Here is an 18,096-nt window from a genome sequence, read left to right as displayed (position 1 = left end):
AATGGCTTCTCTGATTTTCTGTTATTTATCAGGTGGGATAAACATCATACTATCTCGCCATTCAAATATGTGAAAAAAAAAGTCAAATATGGCTGAGAATGGGGCGGAAAAACTTAAGCTCATGGTGGTAGATGATGAGCCGGATAACTTAGATTTACTCTACCGCACTTTTAGGCGAGATTTTCAAGTATATAAAGCCAATCATGCCTTTGGCGCTATGGAAATCTTAGATCAATTTGGCGAGATGGCGGTGATTATTTCTGACCAAAGAATGCCAGAAATGAATGGGACTGAATTTTTTAGTCGCACCGTAGAACGCTTTCCAGACACGATTCGGATTTTGTTAACTGGTTTTACTGATGTCGAAGATTTGGTTGATGCGATTAACTCTGGTCAGGTATTCAAGTACATTACTAAACCCTGGAATCCTGAACGGCTTCGGGGCTTAGTTGAGCAAGCTACTGATACATATCGCCTAGTTAAGAAGCGCACCCAAGAGTTACGTCGGGCCCTACGGCGAGAATCCTTGGTGAATGCGGTGACAACGGCAATTCGGGAGTCTTTAGACTACGACAGTATGCTACAAAAAATTGTCGCAACTATTGGAGAAGCATTTGAAGCTACCAGTTGCTTACTCAGACCAGTAGAGGGCGATCGCCTGATACAAGACAAGTTCTTCTACCACGATCCCAAATCTCCTGTATCTGATTGTTTGTTTGACCCCAGTATTTTAATCGAAAAAGTCCTGGAAACCCGACATTATCAACTTGCTCAAGATGTATACGACGGTAATCCTTGTCACCATCTGGTTGTACCACTGAGCTATCAGCAGCATCTATTAGCTGTGCTGGCCCTGCACCAATGGGGAGGTGATCGCCCTTGGGAGGATGAAGACATCCAACTGATTGCAGGTGTTGCCGAACAAGCAGCCTTGGCCCTTTCTCAAGCAAAACTCTACCAGCGCCTCCAAGAAAAACAACAGCAGATTCACACTGAGTTAGAAGTGGCTCGCCAAATTCAATACAATTTGCTACGCCAAACTTTACCTGACATCAAAGGGGTGAAGGTGCAAGCTTGCTGCTATCCGGCGCGGGAAGTGGGAGGCGATTTTTTTGAAGTGTTTGTCCATCCCAAAGGCGATTTGTGGTTGGCGGTGGGTGACGTTTCTGGCAAGGGCGTCCCAGCAGCTTTATTTATGGCTAGTATTATTTCAGTTTTGCGCCGAGAATTATCTCAAGAAACGCCAGCAGAGCCGAATGTGGTCATGGAGAACCTCAACCACGCTCTCAGCGAAGATTTAATTAGCAACAATTATTTTATCACTCTTGTGTTAGCTTGTTATACCCCTAGCACAAAGGAACTCGTGTACACTAATGCCGGTCATATCTATCCACTATTATGGTCACGCGGTTCGACTTTAGCCGACAATCCCAATTACCTCAAAGTCCGTAGCGTTCCTTTGGGGATCTTGCCGAAGTGGCAGGCACAATCGGGTCGCTTGGTTCTCGCTACTGGAGACACATTGTTACTAGCCAGCGATGGAATTACAGAAGCAATGGTATCAAGTAGTCCTGATTCATCAGTAAAAACTGTGCCTGGGGTTGAACCAGAGAACCGTTCTATGCTGAATCAAGATGGTCTTTGGCAACTCCTACAACAAGAGCAACAACCACTTTCTCTTAACCATTTACTAGCTCGCATCCAGGCAGATAATCACGTTCAAGAAGACGATCAAACTATACTTTCGCTGGAGATTTTGTAAGTCATGAAAAGTGAGCTTCATGTACCAAGTGACTTGAATTTTCTGAATATTGTCGAAAACTGGTTGCTGGGATGTTTGAAAATTCAACTAGGAGAATCTGTGGATTGGTCGCGGCAATCAAGTCGTTTGAGACTGGCTTTAGTGGAAGCCTATTCAAATGCAGTCCGTCATGCTCACAGGGATAAACCAAATTTACCGATTTTACTACGTTTGGAAGTGCAAGATCGGGATCTTGCCCTAGAAATTTGGGACTACGGCGAAGGTTTTGATATGTCTAATTACTACGCTCCAAATCCTATGGAAAAACAAGAAGGTGGTTATGGTTGGCTGATTATGAATCGTCTTATGGATAAAGTCGATTACAAGTTGCAGATTAATGGTGCTAACTGTCTCAAGTTAGAAGCTACTTTACCTGAATTAGTCCAATAAACGAAAGTTACTATTTTTCAAGTCATTTTATTTCAGAATTCAGAATGGGCTAAACGCCCCGCTATCGCTAACAGGAGTCAGAATAAAGCTATAAGTTTCGTTTGACTGGGTGATAACAACGCGCAAAGCGAGTCCGCTAGTATCTGAATATTCGACACGTTAAAACTCATTACTTTTTAATGGGGATTCCTCTTGCCTCCTACTGGCGTGACAAGCAAAAAAATAGCGCTTAAGTTAATAAGCTAAAAAATATCTAATTTGCATAATCAAATTGAATATAACTATTGTGGGGTGGGCATCTTGCCCGCCCAGTATATGCAATTTAAATATGCAGCAGCTTATTTGCTATTTTTCACGACGTAAAGAAATTAACTCTTTGGGGGAAGCTAAAAGTTTGATTCTAGTATATGAAATTTGGTGTTGTTGATTGAGGATAAATAGCCACAATACATTCACACTACACCACGAAGTTTGTGCTTTGCCTCCGATCTGGATTTGGATCGTAGCATTTTCTAAAGTCTCGGCTATTCCTGAGTTGGGGTAAGCTTTAACGCCTTGACCTTCTTGTTTTAAATAGGCTGCGATCGCATCTGCCCCCACAATATCAGATTCAAATGGTGGACGCATCACACCATCTACCGCAAATAAGGCAGCAGTCGCTTCAAATTCGCCTGCATTTAAGGTTTCAAAATAACGCAGTACAGTTGCTTCTGTAATTCCCTGAATCTGGAATTCAGCTTTCAATTGCGCTGGGGATATAAATTCAGCAGAAGTCATAAAATTACCTGTATTATGTTAACTAAATATTAATTTCAGTACAAAAATATGTGAAAAGAAAGCTGCTGTTGAGATAGATTGCTACATATTGGTAAATCTTCCCCACGATGGAAGTCTTAAGAGTGGCTATATGTAAAGGAAGTAATAAATCTTAATCAAAAGTATTGACTACATAATGTAGACTAAAATCGCCTTTGGTTAGGCAAAATCCAAATAAAAAAATGAATCACTATTCCGTAACAAGCAGCAGTCTGGTGAAAGAAAAAGCCAGCGAGTTGGGCTTTCACAAAGTTGGAATTGCTGCTGTAGATAGGGTAGATGCCACAGAAGCGCAGAGGTTACAAGCATGGATTGAACTGGGTTATCACGCCGATATGAAATGGATGGCTAACCCAAAGCGTCAGGATATCCGCTTAGTGATGCCAGAAGTGCGATCGCTAGTGTGTGTGGCGCTGAATTACTACACACCACATCAACGTCCTGAAAGTGAGGAATACGCCAAAATTTCCCGTTATGGTTGGGGAAGAGATTACCATAAGGTGATGCATAAAAAACTTAAGCAGTTATCTATGTGGCTAGAATCTCTTGATGCCGCCGTAAGAGCTACTTATTATGCAGATACCGGCCCAGTGCAAGATAAAGTATTGGCTCAACAAGCCGGAATTGGTTGGATTGCCAAGAATGGTAATGTTATTACACGGCAATATGGATCTTGGGTATTTTTAGGAGAAGTATTGACCAACTTGGAATTAGAGAGCGATCGCCCGCATACAGAACACTGTGGTAGCTGTACTCGTTGTCTTCAGGCTTGTCCTACAGGTGCAATTACTCAGCCTTTTGTTGTAGATGCTAATCGCTGCATTGCCTATCATACCATTGAAAATCGCGCCGAGGAATTGCCACAGACAATCACACCTCATTTGCAAGGCTGGGTTGCTGGCTGTGATATTTGCCAAGATGTTTGTCCTTGGAATCAACGTTTTGCCCAAACAACTGATATTGCAGAGTTTCAGCCCTATCCTGGGAATATTGCTCCCAAGCTGCTAGAATTAGCCCAAATCTCAGATCGGGAGTGGGATAAACAATTTCGAGCATCTGCCTTGCGGCGGATTAAGCCAGAAATGTTACGACGAAACGCCCTAGCTAATCTTGACGCATCTAGACAAAGAATGACCCCGAAAGTAATTATTTTTGATTTTGATGGCACTATTGCTGATACAGTAGATGCGCTTGTAAGTATTGCTAATCGTCTAGCTTTAGACTTTGGTTATAGACATATACATCCAGAACAATTAGCCTTTCTCAAGAACTTAACATCTAGGGAAATTATTAAGTACTCTGGAGTTTCTCTATTTAAAATACCTTTTCTAGTTAAAAAAGTTAAAGGAGAATTAAAAAACAAAATTCCAGAATTAAAGCCAATTCCAGGAATTAAAGAAGCATTAACAGAACTCCAAAATCAAGGATATAAACTAGGTATTATCACTTCTAATTCTAAAGAAAATGTTACGCAATTCCTCACAATCAATGATTTAAATCATCTATTTGATTTTATCTACTCAGGAATTACAATTTTTGGCAAAACAACGATTATTAATAATGTATTGCGGCAAAAGCAACTCAAACCGCAAGAAGTTATTTATGTTGGAGATGAAACCAGAGATATAGAAGCATCAAAGAAAGCCAATATCCAAGTGATTGCAGTTACTTGGGGCTTTAACTCAGCAGAAGTACTCGCCAAGCAAAATCCAGATTATTTAATTGAGCGACCTAGTGAATTACTAGAAGTGATGAATAGTGGTTAATTATAGCGCTTACCATTCAGATGAGGTACAAGATTACATCGCAAGGTGTGGGGGCATTGTCCGCCGGAAATTGAAATTCCCGCCTCATAGCTAAAGTCATCTGAAGATGACTAAAAGTCTCCAGTCTACTTCAGTAGACTTAAGCTATTAGCCACAGAATTTATTCTCTGGCAGGCGACGAAGCCAACAGTTAAGCAAAAAGAAACTTTTGGCAGATTGATTTAGTACTGAAAATCCTTCACTTTTTAATTGCCGACAATTGCCACATTTTCCAGAAATAACTAGAAATCCAATTGGTAATAATATGAGCGACAATTGGTACTAATAAGTTGCCCGTGAGCAGGGCGCTATATGCCAATATGATGCCGACAATTGTTGCCCAAATCACATAAGGCCATTGTTGCGAGCCGCTAAAATGCAAGATGCCAAAGCAAAGACTCGATACAATTACGGCTGTAAGATCAGAGCCTAAAGCTGGCAGCATCACACCTCGAAATAATAATTCTTCGCTTAACCCCGGTAGTAACCCCAGCCAGATTAAATCTGGTAAAGCTAAAGGCTTCAGCACCACTTCTAGGTAATAATCTGCACTTTTACGATAGGCACTCCATAGGCGGTAAGTTAAGCCACTTAACGCAGTGATGACAAACCCTAGCCCTATGCCCAACAGCAACTCTCTTTGGTTCAAGTCCCAAGAAAATAGGGAAAAGTTGCCAAAATATAACGAGAGTTTGGCGACTATCAACAAAATGATTGCAGTCGCTCCCATCGCCCCAAGTATTTGGATGCGCGTCAGGTATGGAATTTCTGGCTCTTGCTTTTGTTGTTCAACCACGGGTTTTTAAGGGGAGAGGGCAGGGGAGGCAGGGGGGAGAATGACTAATGACTAATTGACTGCAAAGGTAATAATTTAGGACGGAGAGCAGAAGGGTTGATGCCTGCTTTGTGTGCTACTAATACACCCACTGCTTCTAAATATGAGTTTACCTGTATAGATTTGATCCCCAACGGCTGGGGAGGAACTTTTATCAGAGTTTTATTTTCTTCGACTGTAATTATTTGGCATCGTCTTTGACTTAAACTCAGTAAGGCACTGCTACCACAGGCAGTTGCAGGTACGATCGCAGCATCTACTTCATCTACCCAAATATCTTCTTTCTTTGATGCAATCGCTCTTTTTTCTATTATAAATTGTGGGGCACGACTTAATCCTACAAGGACACAGGGCAAAAAGGTATAGCCCAATTCTTCGGCAGCTGAACGGGGAGATAAATCAGGTTCGGGAGGTGCGCTCAAAAGTGCGGGAGAATGGGCGCAAGGAATTTGAAAGGTTCGCACTAGCAAATGGCTAATTACGGCTTCTGCGCCCGCTAAAGGATCTACGCCTTCACCGTGGCGGTATTTTTGTACTGCCTCCTCATCCATATCATCGGGGAAACGGGCAACAACTGCGATCGCATCTGCCCCCGCTTTTTTGATTAATATTTCAGCTGCCCGTAACAAGCTATCTGGGTTGCCAATTGTTCCCCAACTCGCTCCCGATGCTGTAGTCCGTAATTCTACATTTAATGGTGCATCTGTAATTACATAATCTGTTAAAGTCAATCCGAGAGTGGCTCTAACTGCATCGGCGGCTTGTATATGTCGTAGCCGTAACTCTGGCTCAAGAGCTTGGTCTAAAAGCAAACCTACTCTGTTGCTACGGACTGGACGCAAACCCCAGCATCCAGATGCGAATTTGTCAAGTCCGTAACCTTCAACATAGAAAGCGTTAGGGAGATTCCAATATAAACTTGCGCCATTGAGGACATTGGGATGAGTTATGAGGCGATCGCAAACCTGTGCTAGAACTCTAGCAACAGGCAAAGCATCTCCTGCATAACCCCCAATGGCAGCCCCAACGCCAGTTGGTACAATTAAGATAGCTGTGTACATAATTGAGTGCTGAGTTAGGAGTTGAGAGTTGGAAGTTGTAAAGTTGAGTATTGGTAATTGGGAGTTAGTTTTTAATGGCTTTTGATTTATAACTCAGCACTTAGCACTCACCACTCACTACTGGGCACTGTTTGTCACCACAGCTTCAACTGTCGCTTTTTGTTCGTCAACGTCCACAGAGGTAACTGCCCAACGCAAGGGTTCGCCTTGTTTCTTCAACTCTGTTTCAATTACTTCTAGTAATTCTGCGGGAGTTTCTTGTAAATCAATTTCTGCGGTAATAAAATGAGTCGTCATTTTGGTAAATCCTGTTGATTTGTAGTTTCTAGAATAGCTGATGTCAACCCCTTTGGGGAATTAAAAATTAAAAATTAAAAATTAAAAATTACAATCCCCATAAAGAAATTTAGGGACTTGAAACAAGGACGTAGTATTTCTTGCGCTGTGCGTCTAAAAATACATTTTTTTGCTTCTCCATAAATAAATTTAGGGGCTTGTATCATGAGTCGTTTTCTGTCAACTGCGATGAAACATTTATGTTATTTATGATATTTATGATATTTTGTTATGTTCTTGAACAGTTACTCAGTGATGAATAATCATCCGATATACTGATAACTGTTCGTTGATTATTTCCCTTTGCCAAATTGTAACTGATAAACAATGTCTTCCTTTTCTGTCTCAAGTTTCAAATCAGAAAGGGGTTTGGCAACACAAAGCAATAGGTAACCTTGCTTTTGTAAATCTGGACTTACGCCCATACCATCAGTTTGATCTACAGTTCCCTCAGATAGTTGACCGGCGCAAGTTGTGCAAACACCAGCATTGCAAGAACTGGGTAACTCCAAACCAGCAGCCTCGGCAACTGATAAGATCGTTTCATCTTCGGGAACTTGCAAAGTATGAATTTTGCCTTGATGATTAATTTCTACGGTGTAAGTTTTTGACATATACAAAGGAAGTGCGATCCTACGGACAAACTTATTAGTTTATCTGAATTAGTTAAAAATATCCAGATGTTAATATAAAAATTTAGCTTAAAGAGTGATACTTTTAGCAACTAATTCTGAACATTTTACTATAAAAATTTAGTACTGGTGATATAGTTACTCTAATCGGTTCTGATGGGGAGCAGCCATCGGACGCAAGGGGGAAAGTCCGGTGTAAATCCGGCGCTGTCCCGCAACTGTAAACCAAAATTGGTGAGTCAGGATGCCCGCCGGTTAGAATCAATGCGTTTACATAAATCTGCGAGGTACAGATTATGAACAGAAAAAAACAGGCGTTAGTCAGTCTAACCCTGATGGCAGTTATTAGTTTTTATCTAGTAGTTGGTTTACCCAAACCCGCCTACGCTATGCACATTATGGAAGGTTTTTTACCAGTGCAGTGGGCAATTTTTTGGTGGATTGTGGCATTACCGTTTTTTCTACTAGGATTGTGTAGTCTGACTCGCATTACCCAAGCTAACCCGGAACTGAAACTACTGCTGGGTTTGGCTGGTGCTTTTACTTTCGTGCTGTCAGCATTGAAAATCCCTTCTGTGACAGGTAGCTGTTCTCATCCAACAGGGACGGGATTAGGTGCGGTGCTATTTGGCCCTCTCACCATGACGGTTTTAGGTAGCTTAGTATTGTTGTTTCAAGCTTTGTTACTGGCGCATGGCGGCTTGACGACGCTGGGGGCAAATGCTTTTTCGATGGCGATCGCTGGCCCATTTGCAGCTTACTGGATATATAATCTGACAATAAAGTTGGGTGGTAAGCAAAAAATCGCCATTTTTCTAGCAGCTGCGATCGCAGATTTACTCACTTACGTTATCACTTCTATCCAACTCGCCTTAGCTTTTCCTGCACCTGTTGGCGGATTTATCGCTTCATTTATCAAATTCGCCGGAATTTTTGCTATAACTCAAGTTCCCTTAGCAATTAGTGAAGGATTGCTAACTGTGTTGGTGTGGAACTGGCTGCAATCTTATAATCCTCAAGAATTAGAATTGCTGAAATTAATCAAACGGGAACCCCAAGGAAATGAGTCAATCTAAAAAAGGGTTGAGTAACTGGCTATTGGTAGTAGCTGTATTAGCCTTAGCAGTTGCACCGTTAATATTTGTGCGTGGTGGCGAATTTACCGGTTCCGATGACAAAGCAGAAAAAGCAATTACTGAAATACAACCAGGATATAAACCCTGGTTTAAATCATTTTTTGAACCAGCTAGTAGTGAAATAGAAAGCTTATTATTTGCTTCGCAAGCAGCTTTGGGTGCGGGAGTAGTCGGTTATGCGATTGGGTTGTATAAAGGACGTTCCCAACAACAAAAACGTGAAGAATGAGCCTGCAAATAGACACTTTAGCTTATACCAATCGATTGCGAAGATTGCCACCAGAACATAAACTAATTTTTGCATTTACTACTCTTGCTATTTCCCTTGCTACCCATCCGCTAGTGCAAATTTTAATAGCGGTTTGGATGGGTATTTGGACAGTTATTTATGCAAGAATTCCGGCTGGTGTTTATTTTCGGTTGTTAATGTTCACCATAGTTTTTTGTTTGACGAGTTTACCAGCATTAATGGTGAATGGAGTTGCGATTAATGATTTGCCAAGGGTACAATTAGATTCCTGGTATGGACTCACTCTTGGACACTTCTATATTTATATCAGCCATAGTGGCAGCATCCAAGCATTGGGAATTTTAACTAGAGCATTAGCCTCTGTTTCTTGCCTATATTTTCTCATGCTAACTGTCCCTTTTACTGAAATTTTACAAACTCTGCGTCACTTAGGATTTCCAGTGCTTTTAACCGATTTATTATTATTAATGTATCGGTTTATTTTCATCCTGCTGAACACAGCCAATGAATTGTGGACAGCACAAAATTCTCGTGGTGGCTACCGTACTTGGCGAAGTGGGATGAAAAGTTTAGCACTACTAATCGGACAATTATTACAGCGAACTTTACAAAAATATAGTCAGTTCTCTCTCGGATTGCAAGCACGGGGTTTTGTAAGTGAATTTCGAGTTTGGTATCCTCGTCGCTATCGTCCCCAAGCACGATATATCATCGAAGCGATTTGCGGTTGTGTAGGATTAATAGGATTAGAGTTTTGGCGAAATGCAGGAATATTTACTAGAATTTGAGCAGGTATATTACACCTATTCAGGCGCACAGGAATCAGCTTTGAATGGTCTAACACTGAAGATTCCATCTGGTAAAAAGTGTGCATTAATTGGTCAGAATGGTTGTGGTAAAACAACACTATTTCTATTAGCTAACGGTTTATATAAACCTGATTCTGGCGTTGTCCGTTGGCGTGGTGAACCATTAAGTTATAATCGGAATTATCTAGGTAAATTACGGCAAAAAATTGGACTAGTATTTCAAGACCCAGAACAACAATTAGTAGCTTCTACTGTTGAAGAAGATATATCTTACGGTTTGTGTAATTTAGGTTTACCAGAACCAGAAATTAAAGAACGAGTAGAACAAGCATTAGTTGAATTTGAACTGACTGCTTTAGCAGAAAGACCAGTGCATCATCTGAGTTTAGGACAAAAAAAGCGAGTTTCCATAGCAGATGTGATGGTGCTACAACCAGAACTATTGGTGTTAGATGAGCCAACTGCATATTTAGATATAAAACATACTCGTAACTTGATAGCAACCATGAAAAAAATTCATCAAGATGGAACCACTTTGTTGATGGCAACCCATGATTTAGATTTAGTTTATCGGTGGGCAGATTGGGTTTTTGTTATGGATAAAGGGCGGCTGATGCTAGAAGGTAAACCACAAGATGTATTTAGCCAGCGTACACTTTTATCAGAGTTAGAGTTGGGCGTACCATTGATATATGAGATGCTATTTGATGGGCTATCTGCTGAGGAGAGAGTAGTTATAGAAAGAGTGCGACAACTGATATTAGAGCGATTTCGTAATTTTTCCTAATTATATAGTTAGATAATTCAAAAAATTAAGGAAAATGCTTTTATAAAGAATTTAAAGATTTAATAATTTCATCCAATGAATTATTAGTGTACACAGTCTTATTGTTTCTGATTTTGCACAAAAACTTAGAGTGTGATATTACTTCTACGACGTTTGGCTAATTCTTGTGGTGCTAACTTGTAAATATTTTCGCCTAAGAGTCGCACTTCACCATCGATTGGGCGTTGCATTCCGACGAGCGATCGCAGTAATGTAGATTTACGCGCACCATTGGGGCCAAGTAAGCATACAAGTTACCCAGCTTGCAGAGATACAGAAATATCCGATGCAACACACCGAACAGTTTTTCGGGATGTTTTATAACTAATAGTCAAGTTATGAGTTGTTAAAATCGAGTTACTCATTATCAGAATAATAATTCATAGCGAATTAACCTTAAAAACACTTTGCGTACCTCTGCGCTTACCTTCCTATGGGACGCTCTGCGAACGCGTACCTCTGCGTTTCAAAAATCTTAAAAAGCCTTTTGGGGATTACGCCGCAGAATTACCCAAGTGACAACAGGAGTTCCAATTAAAACGGTGACAGCAGAAAACAAATCTGCAAACAATGCTAAAAGGCTGTTTGAAAAATCGGAGAGATGGTAAAAAAGCTCTCTCAGTATACGCTGTGAATAGATAGTAGACAGCACTGAGAGAGCAACATGAGTAAAGCATACCCCAGCAATCTGACCCGTGTTCAATATGAATTTATGAGTGATATGATTCCAGAACAAAAACCCGGTGGTCGAGCCAAAACGACAAGAAAAGATGAGCATGAGAGATTGTTCTGCCAGTCTAACGTAGTAGGATTGTTCAAGTGAAAGGGTACGCCTTGCGGTACGAATAGCCATCTAGCGCTTATTGCACCCTAAAATGAGAACAAAAGACGATTCCTAAAACAAGCACACTCCATGCGTATTTCTCTAAATTGGCTGCGCGAACTAGTAGAGATAAAACTTAGTCCAGAAGACTTAGCTGAAACCCTCACAATGGCAGGGTTTGAGGTAGAAGAAATTGAAGATCGCCGCACTTGGGCAAATGGCGTGGTTATCGGCAGAGTGCTTGAGCGTCAACCCCATCCCAATGCCGATAAATTAAGTGTTTGCCAAGTGGATATCGGTGCAGGTGAAACTTTAAATATTGTCTGTGGCGCTGCCAATGTGAAGGCAGATATTTATGTCCCAGTGGCAACTACGGGTACTTACTTACCCAAAATCGATTTAAAAATTAAACCTGCAAAACTACGTGGTGTCCCATCTCAGGGCATGATTTGTTCTTTAAAGGAACTTGGTTTGCCCACCGATGTAGACGGAATTCATATTTTTACTCAGGAAAATCTACCATTGGGTAGTGATGTGCGTCCGTTGTTGGGTTTAGATGATGTAATTTTAGACCTTACGGCAACTGCCAATCGCGCTGATGCGTTGAGTATGGTAGGCGTAGCCAGAGAAGTAGCAGCTTTAACTGGTGGAAAGTTGAGCATTCCTGAACCTGGTGAAGTCTCGATTCCTAAAAATGCCGGAAATTTAACTTTAAAAATTGCCGATACCCAAGCTTCTCCTGCATACATCGGTACGGTAATTGAACAGGTGAAAATTTCTCCATCTCCCGAATGGTTGCAACAGCGTTTAAGGGCGGCTGGGGTACGTCCCATCAGTAATGTTGTGGATATTACTAATTACGTTTTGTTGGAATGGGGACAACCACTGCACGCCTTTGACCGCGATCGCCTACAATCTGTTGCAAGTAGCGAAAATTTAACCATTGGCGTTCGCTTCGCTAATAATGGAGAATTCCTCAAAACCCTAGATGGACAAACTCGCACCCTAGCATCCCAAAATTTGTTAATTACCGCTAACGACAAACCCGTTGCACTGGCGGGAGTCATGGGTGGGGAAGAAACAGAAGTTCATCAAGGTACTCAAAGCCTAGTTTTAGAAGCAGCGTTATTTGATTCCGTGGCAATTCGCCGTTCTTCGAGGAGTGTTGGGTTAAGAAGTGAGGCTTCTGGCAGATATGAACGGGGAGTTAACCGCGCTGAGTTGGAAATAGCTAATCGCCGCGCCTTATCCTTAATTAGCGAATTGGCTAGTGGAATTATAGTCCAGCAAGAAATTGCCGACACCCGCCCCGATCCTTCTACCTGGAGTCGTTCTATCGCCCTGCGTTTAGACCGAGTTAATCAGATATTGGGGCCCATCGAATTAGAAGAAGATACAGGCGAACTACAAAAACAAGATGTTGAGCGCATCCTGACTGCATTGGGGTGTCAGTTAACTTCTTCAGGAGAAGATAGCAGCCATCAACCTACGTGGTCTGTTTCCGTCCCACCTTATCGTTACCGCGACTTAGAGCGAGAAATTGATTTAATTGAAGAAATCGCCCGTCTCTATGGCTACAACAAATTCTGCGATACTTTACCAGAAAAATCGGAAGCGGGTTATCTGCCTTTAGATCAAGAACTGGTTCGCAAATTACGAGCTTTCCTGCGGGCTGAAGGATTGACAGAATTAATCCACTATTCTTTAGTCAAACCAGGAGAAGACAGAAATATAGTACTGTCAAACCCCTTATTTGTCGAATATTCGGCGCTGCGAACCGATTTGATATCGGGGTTAATTGATGCCTTTCAATATAATTTAGAGCAGGGTAATGGGGCGCTGAACGGTTTTGAAATCGGGCAGATTTTCTGGCAAGAAGAAGACGGTTTGCAAGAAACAGAAGCTCTGGCGGGGATTGTGGGAGGCGATCGCACCCTTGGCAAATGGTCAAAAAGTGGACGCGAAGAACCTATCACCTGGTTTGAAGCCAAAGGCATTTTAGAAAGTGTATTTCGGCAACTTAGCTTGGAAATCGAATTTCAACCCGATCGCCGCGACGAACGCTTACATCCAGGGCGCACCGCTTCTCTGTGGATTCGGGGTAATAGACTGGGTATTTTTGGGCAACTCCATCCCCAATTACGACGAGAAAAAGGTTTACCAGATTCCGTTTACGTTTTCCAATTGGATCTAGATGTACTTTTAGATTCACTAGAACAAGATGAAATTCTTGTCCAGACATTCCAGCCCTATTCTACCTATCCGGCTAGCGATCGCGACATCGCCTTTTTCGCACCTGTGAAAATCTCAGTTTCCGAAATTGAAAAAGTAATTACCAAAGCGGGTAAAGATTTGCTCGAATCGGTGGAATTATTTGATCAATATCGGGGTGAAAATGTCCCTGAAGGACAGCGGAGTTTAGCATTCCGGTTAATTTATCGGGCTAGCGATCGCACTCTGACGGAGGCTGAAGTTGAACCAGTACACAATAAAGTCCGCGAAGCTTTGGTGGAAAAATTTGGCGTCAATTTGAGGAGTTAGGATTTAGGAGTTTTTTGGTCTAGTTCCCAGGTTCAACCTGGGAATACTTTATTTGAGGCTCTGCCTCAAATTCTTCTGTAAAGACTAGCCAAAAATTTTCAATTTTAGATTGGGGCATATTATGAACACGCTGGAAATAACTCAACAAATTCAGCAGATGCAATCACAGATGTCTCTCACACTTGATAATCCTAAATCAGTCAAACTACAGGTTAAACAAATTTCTCTATTACAAAAGCAACTCAGAGCGACTAAAAAGGAGGTTAATGTAAATATACGTAATATTAATCAGGAAGCAAGTCAATCTGGTACAGATAGTATTGTGTCAGTTGGCTTGGACATTTTTGGGAAACACAAGTGGGCTGGAAGGTTGAGGGCAGAAACTCGACGTGCAATTGAACGAGAAAAAATAATCTCTCGTCAGCCATATCTTGAAATCAAAGAAGCAATTGATAATCTCATTTTAGAAGGAGAGCGACTCAAGCTTTTAGCAGAGCAATATCTTATTAACCAGTAGGAGTAACAAGCAATTATGACTAAATATATACTTTGGGGAACTTACTGCGAAGACGTTCTCGAAAAACGCGTCCCCCACCGTCAAGATCATTTAGACGGGTTAGCAAAACAGAAAGAATCCGGTGTGCTGATTACTCTCGGCCCCACCAAGGATGTCACAAAAGTTTTTGGAATTTATGAAGCCGAAGACGAAGCCACTGTGCGCCAGTTAATTGAAAACGATCCTTACTGGAAAAATGGCATCTGGACTGAATATTCTATCAAAGAATGGATTCAAGCTTTTTAAATTAGTCATTAGTCATTAGGTATGGGATGGGGTATTGGTTATTTCTCCCTCATCCCCCTCATCCCCCTCCCCACTCCCCACATAATGAAAATTTGGCAAGTTGATTTTTATCGTCGTCCCTCACAAGATGCGTCTGGACAAGTTTTCTGGGAGTTGTTGATTTGTGATGCAACTCGCAGTTTTAAATACGAAGCTACCTGTCTCCAGTCAGCAGCAAATTCTAATTGGGTTGCTACTCAACTTGAGTTAGCTGCTGGTGAAAAATTGCCAGATGTGATTCAGGTGTTTCGTCCTCAGTCTCTCAGTTTAATTGAGGCGGCTGGACGCAACTTAAGTATAAATGTCGAACCTACCCGCCACACCTTGGCGTTAAAGCAGTGGTTACAAGAAAAGCAATATCCCTCAACCCTAGATAAACCGCCCCCAGCACCATTACCAGAAAATCTCTGGGGAGAGCAATGGCGTTTTGCAACTCTAGCTGCTAGTGATGTAGAAACGAGATTTAGCGATCGCCCCATTCCCATTTTGCACATTCCAGAACATCTCAAACCCATCAATTTGGGTTTAGCGTCAACATTACCCGTCCCTGGTGTCGTAATTTATGGTGGACGGCAATCAATGCGTTTAGCACGGTGGTTGCAGCAAGCCCGTTCTGTAGCATTAAACTATATCTCTGGCGCACCAGATGGCTTAATATTAGAAGCTGGTTTAGTCGATAGGTGGATTGTTGCCACATTTGAAGATCCAGAAGTTACAACAGCAGCCCAAGCATTTGAACAACGCAAAAAGCAAAGCCGAGGATTGCATTTTTTGTTAGTGCAACCTGATGATTCTGGGATGACTTATAGCGGTTTTTGGTTATTGCAGATAGAAAATTGATATTAATTGCCAAAAATATATGTCCGCATAATTTCTGTACCCAAAGGAATAGACTAAAGCGATGTCTGACTGCAAGACATTACATGTTTTCACTTTACTGTAATTTGTCTATATATATAGGACTCATATTTGATTTTTGAACAAAACTCAATACATCTTTATTCCCTCTTCCCAATCCCCAGTCCCCAGTCCCTTACCTCTACGAGTGATTCAGAAATCAAATCGGATTGCTATAGATGAGGTGTATGAGTTTAGTAAATTTTGGTATGATGATAAAGTCATACTAAATAGTAATACTAAAAATTAATTATAGATGCTCAAAGTCACAATTACCTTAGAAGAAGATATTCTGCGATTTGTAGATCAGTATGCACAGGGCAACCGTAGTGCATACATCAATACATTGCTGGCAGAACACCGCCGCCGAATTTTAGCAACAGAAATGATTGCAGCCCTTAAGCAGGATATTGAAGATCCAGAATATCAAACTGAAATTGCTGCTTGGGACGGCGTTGCTGGAGATGGCATAAATGCCAGGGAATAACTTAACTTATCAGAGAGGAGAAATACGTTGGGTGAATCTTGATCCAACAGTGGGGGCTGAAGCAAAAAAAATCCGCGCTTGTTTGGTTGTGCAAAATGACATCATGAATCAGTATGGGTTGCTGACAATTGTCATGCCATTTCGGCCCGGAAGTAAACAAGCCCCCTACGTTGTGAATGTGAAAGCAACACCAAATAATGGACTAGACCAAGACCGTTTTATTGATGTTGGACAAATTCGTGCTGTTGACCATAGTCGTATTTTGGGTTTGGTGGGTGTGCTGGAGTCAGACTACTGGGAACTTATTCATACAGCTTTAAATGTAGTTCTGGGATTTGTGGTTTAGGATGTTAGGGAATAAAAATAGGGATTAAAGTGAGGCGAAGGCGATCGCTTTTTCGCTTTTCTGTAATAAGCCTTGTAATCAGAATATTGCTTCTATATTATTATTTGGTGATAAGTCAAAGAAACCAGGTGATATTATTCTGAAATAGAAATATTTTAGTAGAAAGAATATCAAATAACAGACTTTTGTGAGTTTAATATCTTGATAGTCCCAATAAAAAAATTTTTCATCGGGACTGCCTACTTCAATCTCCGATCGCTTCTCCCCATTCTTTAATTACAGAAAATAGTGATGAGTAATCATCATCAGCAAATGACATTTTTACGGCTGTTTGCAAAATTTGCCGCACTCCTTTAATACTACTGAGATCCAAACTCTGAGATTTCGCTTCCGAGATAAACAATTCTGTATCTTTCAGCAAGTGTTTTGTAGGGAAATTTGGATCGGCATAGTTGCCATCCAACATCCGTTGTAGCTTTTTGTCAAAGGTAGGCGCGTAGAGTGGACTGTCGCGCAATATTTGCATAAACACATCTACATCCACACCCTGACGCTGGACAAAAGCTAGACTCAGAGCAAAGCTGCTTGTTAGGGAAGCTATTAGTTGATTGAGTGCCAATTTCAGCGCCGCCGCAGTTCCCACCGGCCCTATAAGCAAAGGTTCTGTCCCAAAATTTTGGAGTAATTTTAAGTGGCGTTGATATTGTTCTGGCTCGGCTCCTACCATAACACTCAACTTACCAGCTTTTGCTTCTGGGATACTCCCTAATACAGGTGCTTCTAAATACTCACCACCACCCGCAACAACTGCATCTCTAATTTCCTGGCTTTCTGTGGGAGTAATTGTTCCCATTTGAATGATTGTGCGTCCTTCTAAGGTTTGCCAAGCTGTATCTGAAAGCAACACATTATAAATAGCCGGGGCATTAGTAAGCATGAGAATTAAGCACTCAGCAGCGCGAATAGCGTGGCGGGGATGTGTGACAATTTCAGCGCCAGCAGCTTGTAGTGGTGCTAATTTTTCTGGGGTGCGATTGTAGGCAACTAGCTGTATATCTGCGGCTAATAACCTTTGAGCCATTGGTAGTCCCATCAGTCCAGTTCCCAGAAATGCCACCTTCATTTTTTAAGTTCCTTTAATGATGTGTTAGCGAGTCTTCTCCCAAAGAGAGACGCCAAGAGCGATCGCAAGTCAGACGCTCGTGCTGTCGAGCCTCACCGAAGAAGCGGAGGAGCAGGGAGCAGGGGGAGCAAGCCCTGCACCTCTTCTGTGGAGGGGAACATGGGGGGTATGTTCGCGAAGCGTCTCCAAGAGTTGCCCCGCCCTTCTAGGGCGCTCTTACTGGGGCGGAGTACAAGCTCCGTCTCAGTTTTCCCCTTGCTCCCTGCCCCCTGCTCCCCTGCCTCTTTTGACGAGCGTTACAGCCCATCGGGGACATCGCGTTTGTATTGTTTGATTCCAAT

20 protein-coding genes, 2 pseudogenes and 1 riboswitch are annotated in these 18,096 nt (G+C 41.8%); of the genes and pseudogenes, 14 read left to right on the top strand and 8 right to left on the bottom strand.

Annotation, left to right across the window (positions count from 1 at the left end; genetic code table 11):
* The first annotated feature begins 88 nt into the window (after nt 1-88).
* Both V7L31_RS06915 and V7L31_RS06910 read left to right on the top strand, forming a co-directional pair.
* Entirely contained in the window at nt 89-1,762 is a 1,674-nt protein-coding gene (locus V7L31_RS06915; RefSeq protein ID WP_334695553.1) for a SpoIIE family protein phosphatase, read from the top strand.
* Between the two features lie 3 nt (nt 1,763-1,765).
* Nucleotides 1,766-2,191 (top strand): ATP-binding protein, encoded by a 426-nt coding sequence (locus V7L31_RS06910; RefSeq protein ID WP_179065960.1) that lies wholly within the window; start codon nt 1,766-1,768, stop codon nt 2,189-2,191.
* A 345-nt stretch (nt 2,192-2,536) separates the two neighbouring features.
* On the opposite strand, the gene V7L31_RS06905 is transcribed toward V7L31_RS06910, so the two are convergent.
* Entirely contained in the window at nt 2,537-2,968 is a 432-nt protein-coding gene (locus V7L31_RS06905) for a ketosteroid isomerase family protein (RefSeq protein ID WP_334695552.1), read from the bottom strand.
* 221 nt (nt 2,969-3,189) lie between these two features.
* On the opposite strand from V7L31_RS06905, the pseudogene queG reads away from it, so the two are divergent.
* Together queG and V7L31_RS06895 are read left to right on the top strand one after the other, a co-directional pair.
* Nucleotides 3,190-4,163 (top strand): annotated as a pseudogene (queG, locus tag V7L31_RS06900) (tRNA epoxyqueuosine(34) reductase QueG).
* A complete protein-coding gene (locus V7L31_RS06895; RefSeq protein ID WP_334695579.1) occupies nt 4,138-4,773 on the top strand; it encodes an HAD-IA family hydrolase in 636 nt (211 codons plus the stop codon). Before queG ends, V7L31_RS06895 begins: the two are co-directional and overlap by 26 nt.
* 238 nt (nt 4,774-5,011) lie before the next feature.
* Here V7L31_RS06895 and V7L31_RS06890 read toward each other — a convergent pair whose 3' ends face one another.
* From V7L31_RS06890 to V7L31_RS06875, 4 genes are all read right to left on the bottom strand, one after another.
* Entirely contained in the window at nt 5,012-5,608 is a 597-nt protein-coding gene (locus V7L31_RS06890; protein ID WP_334695551.1) for a CPBP family intramembrane glutamic endopeptidase, read from the bottom strand.
* Between the two features lie 44 nt (nt 5,609-5,652).
* Nucleotides 5,653-6,708 (bottom strand): DUF3326 domain-containing protein, encoded by a 1,056-nt coding sequence (locus V7L31_RS06885; protein WP_334695550.1) that lies wholly within the window; start codon nt 6,706-6,708, stop codon nt 5,653-5,655.
* Between the two features lie 117 nt (nt 6,709-6,825).
* Entirely contained in the window at nt 6,826-7,005 is a 180-nt protein-coding gene (locus V7L31_RS06880) for a hypothetical protein (RefSeq protein ID WP_334695549.1), read from the bottom strand.
* 332 nt (nt 7,006-7,337) lie between these two features.
* On the bottom strand, nt 7,338-7,658 hold the full coding sequence (locus tag V7L31_RS06875; protein ID WP_334695548.1) for a 2Fe-2S iron-sulfur cluster-binding protein: 321 nt from the start codon (nt 7,656-7,658) through the stop codon (nt 7,338-7,340).
* 149 nt (nt 7,659-7,807) lie between these two features.
* A riboswitch (cobalamin riboswitch) is annotated at nt 7,808-7,946 on the top strand.
* Between the two features lie 26 nt (nt 7,947-7,972).
* On the opposite strand from V7L31_RS06875, the gene V7L31_RS06870 reads away from it, so the two are divergent.
* The 4 genes from V7L31_RS06870 to V7L31_RS06855 are packed head-to-tail and all read left to right on the top strand — an operon-like array spanning nt 7,973 to nt 10,658.
* Nucleotides 7,973-8,752, top strand: coding sequence for an energy-coupling factor ABC transporter permease (locus tag V7L31_RS06870; RefSeq protein WP_334695547.1), 780 nt, complete (start codon nt 7,973-7,975; stop codon nt 8,750-8,752).
* Nucleotides 8,739-9,041 carry an energy-coupling factor ABC transporter substrate-binding protein gene (locus V7L31_RS06865; protein WP_334695546.1) on the top strand — a complete coding sequence of 101 codons (303 nt, stop codon included), beginning with the start codon at nt 8,739-8,741 and terminating at the stop codon, nt 9,039-9,041. Before V7L31_RS06870 ends, V7L31_RS06865 begins: the two co-directional genes overlap by 14 nt.
* On the top strand, nt 9,038-9,850 hold the full coding sequence (cbiQ, locus tag V7L31_RS06860; protein WP_334695545.1) for a cobalt ECF transporter T component CbiQ: 813 nt from the start codon (nt 9,038-9,040) through the stop codon (nt 9,848-9,850). The genes V7L31_RS06865 and cbiQ overlap by 4 nt, the downstream gene beginning before the upstream one ends.
* The gene (locus V7L31_RS06855) at nt 9,825-10,658 is read left to right on the top strand and encodes an energy-coupling factor ABC transporter ATP-binding protein (protein WP_334695544.1); all 834 of its coding nucleotides are present in this window, start codon (nt 9,825-9,827) and stop codon (nt 10,656-10,658) included. Before cbiQ ends, V7L31_RS06855 begins: the two co-directional genes overlap by 26 nt.
* 149 nt (nt 10,659-10,807) lie before the next feature.
* Here V7L31_RS06855 and V7L31_RS06850 read toward each other — a convergent pair.
* Together V7L31_RS06850 and V7L31_RS06845 are read right to left on the bottom strand one after the other, a co-directional pair.
* A pseudogene (locus tag V7L31_RS06850) lies at nt 10,808-11,062 on the bottom strand (ATP-binding cassette domain-containing protein); the annotation flags it as partial.
* 110 nt (nt 11,063-11,172) lie between these two features.
* A complete protein-coding gene (locus V7L31_RS06845; protein WP_334695543.1) occupies nt 11,173-11,550 on the bottom strand; it encodes a hypothetical protein in 378 nt (125 codons plus the stop codon).
* 60 nt (nt 11,551-11,610) lie between these two features.
* Between V7L31_RS06845 and pheT the strand changes: the two genes are divergently transcribed.
* From pheT to V7L31_RS06815, 6 genes are all read left to right on the top strand, one after another.
* Nucleotides 11,611-14,061, top strand: coding sequence for a phenylalanine--tRNA ligase subunit beta (pheT, locus tag V7L31_RS06840; protein ID WP_334695542.1), 2,451 nt, complete (start codon nt 11,611-11,613; stop codon nt 14,059-14,061).
* Between the two features lie 121 nt (nt 14,062-14,182).
* Nucleotides 14,183-14,578 (top strand): hypothetical protein, encoded by a 396-nt coding sequence (locus tag V7L31_RS06835; protein ID WP_334695541.1) that lies wholly within the window; start codon nt 14,183-14,185, stop codon nt 14,576-14,578.
* 15 nt (nt 14,579-14,593) lie between these two features.
* Nucleotides 14,594-14,863: a YciI family protein gene (locus V7L31_RS06830; protein ID WP_334695540.1), complete on the top strand. Its 270-nt coding sequence runs from the start codon at nt 14,594-14,596 to the stop codon at nt 14,861-14,863.
* An 84-nt stretch (nt 14,864-14,947) separates the two neighbouring features.
* Nucleotides 14,948-15,742 (top strand): Tab2/Atab2 family RNA-binding protein, encoded by a 795-nt coding sequence (locus tag V7L31_RS06825; RefSeq protein WP_334695539.1) that lies wholly within the window; start codon nt 14,948-14,950, stop codon nt 15,740-15,742.
* Nucleotides 15,743-16,055: 313 nt separating this feature from the next.
* A complete protein-coding gene (gene mazE, locus V7L31_RS06820) occupies nt 16,056-16,286 on the top strand; it encodes a type II toxin-antitoxin system MazE family antitoxin (RefSeq protein ID WP_334695538.1) in 231 nt (76 codons plus the stop codon).
* Nucleotides 16,273-16,632, top strand: a complete 360-nt coding sequence (locus tag V7L31_RS06815) for a type II toxin-antitoxin system PemK/MazF family toxin (protein ID WP_334695537.1) — start codon at nt 16,273-16,275, stop codon at nt 16,630-16,632. Before mazE ends, V7L31_RS06815 begins: the two co-directional genes overlap by 14 nt.
* A 244-nt stretch (nt 16,633-16,876) precedes the next feature.
* Here V7L31_RS06815 and V7L31_RS06810 read toward each other — a convergent pair whose 3' ends face one another.
* Entirely contained in the window at nt 16,877-17,755 is an 879-nt protein-coding gene (locus tag V7L31_RS06810) for an NAD(P)-dependent oxidoreductase (RefSeq protein WP_334695536.1), read from the bottom strand.
* Nucleotides 17,756-18,096: the final 341 nt, after the last annotated feature.

This window comes from Nostoc sp. (assembly GCF_036916655.1).
Taxonomy (GTDB): domain Bacteria; phylum Cyanobacteriota; class Cyanobacteriia; order Cyanobacteriales; family Nostocaceae; genus Nostoc.
The sequence above is the reverse complement of the archived record's forward strand: the minus strand, read 5'-3'. Positions and strand labels throughout refer to the sequence as shown.

Coding starts and splice junctions, on each gene's coding strand:
- V7L31_RS06845 (WP_334695543.1), bottom strand. CDS start 11,550: ATGGCTATTCGTACCGCAAGGCGTACCCTTTCACTTGAACAATCCTAC.
- cbiQ (WP_334695545.1), top strand. CDS start 9,038: ATGAGCCTGCAAATAGACACTTTAGCTTATACCAATCGATTGCGAAGA.
- V7L31_RS06825 (WP_334695539.1), top strand. CDS start 14,948: ATGAAAATTTGGCAAGTTGATTTTTATCGTCGTCCCTCACAAGATGCG.
- V7L31_RS06885 (WP_334695550.1), bottom strand. CDS start 6,708: ATGTACACAGCTATCTTAATTGTACCAACTGGCGTTGGGGCTGCCATT.
- V7L31_RS06830 (WP_334695540.1), top strand. CDS start 14,594: ATGACTAAATATATACTTTGGGGAACTTACTGCGAAGACGTTCTCGAA.
- V7L31_RS06870 (WP_334695547.1), top strand. CDS start 7,973: ATGAACAGAAAAAAACAGGCGTTAGTCAGTCTAACCCTGATGGCAGTT.
- V7L31_RS06915 (WP_334695553.1), top strand. CDS start 89: ATGGCTGAGAATGGGGCGGAAAAACTTAAGCTCATGGTGGTAGATGAT.
- V7L31_RS06875 (WP_334695548.1), bottom strand. CDS start 7,658: ATGTCAAAAACTTACACCGTAGAAATTAATCATCAAGGCAAAATTCAT.
- V7L31_RS06865 (WP_334695546.1), top strand. CDS start 8,739: ATGAGTCAATCTAAAAAAGGGTTGAGTAACTGGCTATTGGTAGTAGCT.
- V7L31_RS06815 (WP_334695537.1), top strand. CDS start 16,273: ATGCCAGGGAATAACTTAACTTATCAGAGAGGAGAAATACGTTGGGTG.
- V7L31_RS06835 (WP_334695541.1), top strand. CDS start 14,183: ATGAACACGCTGGAAATAACTCAACAAATTCAGCAGATGCAATCACAG.
- mazE (WP_334695538.1), top strand. CDS start 16,056: ATGCTCAAAGTCACAATTACCTTAGAAGAAGATATTCTGCGATTTGTA.
- V7L31_RS06895 (WP_334695579.1), top strand. CDS start 4,138: ATGACCCCGAAAGTAATTATTTTTGATTTTGATGGCACTATTGCTGAT.
- V7L31_RS06880 (WP_334695549.1), bottom strand. CDS start 7,005: ATGACGACTCATTTTATTACCGCAGAAATTGATTTACAAGAAACTCCC.
- V7L31_RS06910 (WP_179065960.1), top strand. CDS start 1,766: ATGAAAAGTGAGCTTCATGTACCAAGTGACTTGAATTTTCTGAATATT.
- V7L31_RS06905 (WP_334695552.1), bottom strand. CDS start 2,968: ATGACTTCTGCTGAATTTATATCCCCAGCGCAATTGAAAGCTGAATTC.
- pheT (WP_334695542.1), top strand. CDS start 11,611: ATGCGTATTTCTCTAAATTGGCTGCGCGAACTAGTAGAGATAAAACTT.
- V7L31_RS06855 (WP_334695544.1), top strand. CDS start 9,825: ATGCAGGAATATTTACTAGAATTTGAGCAGGTATATTACACCTATTCA.
- V7L31_RS06810 (WP_334695536.1), bottom strand. CDS start 17,755: ATGAAGGTGGCATTTCTGGGAACTGGACTGATGGGACTACCAATGGCT.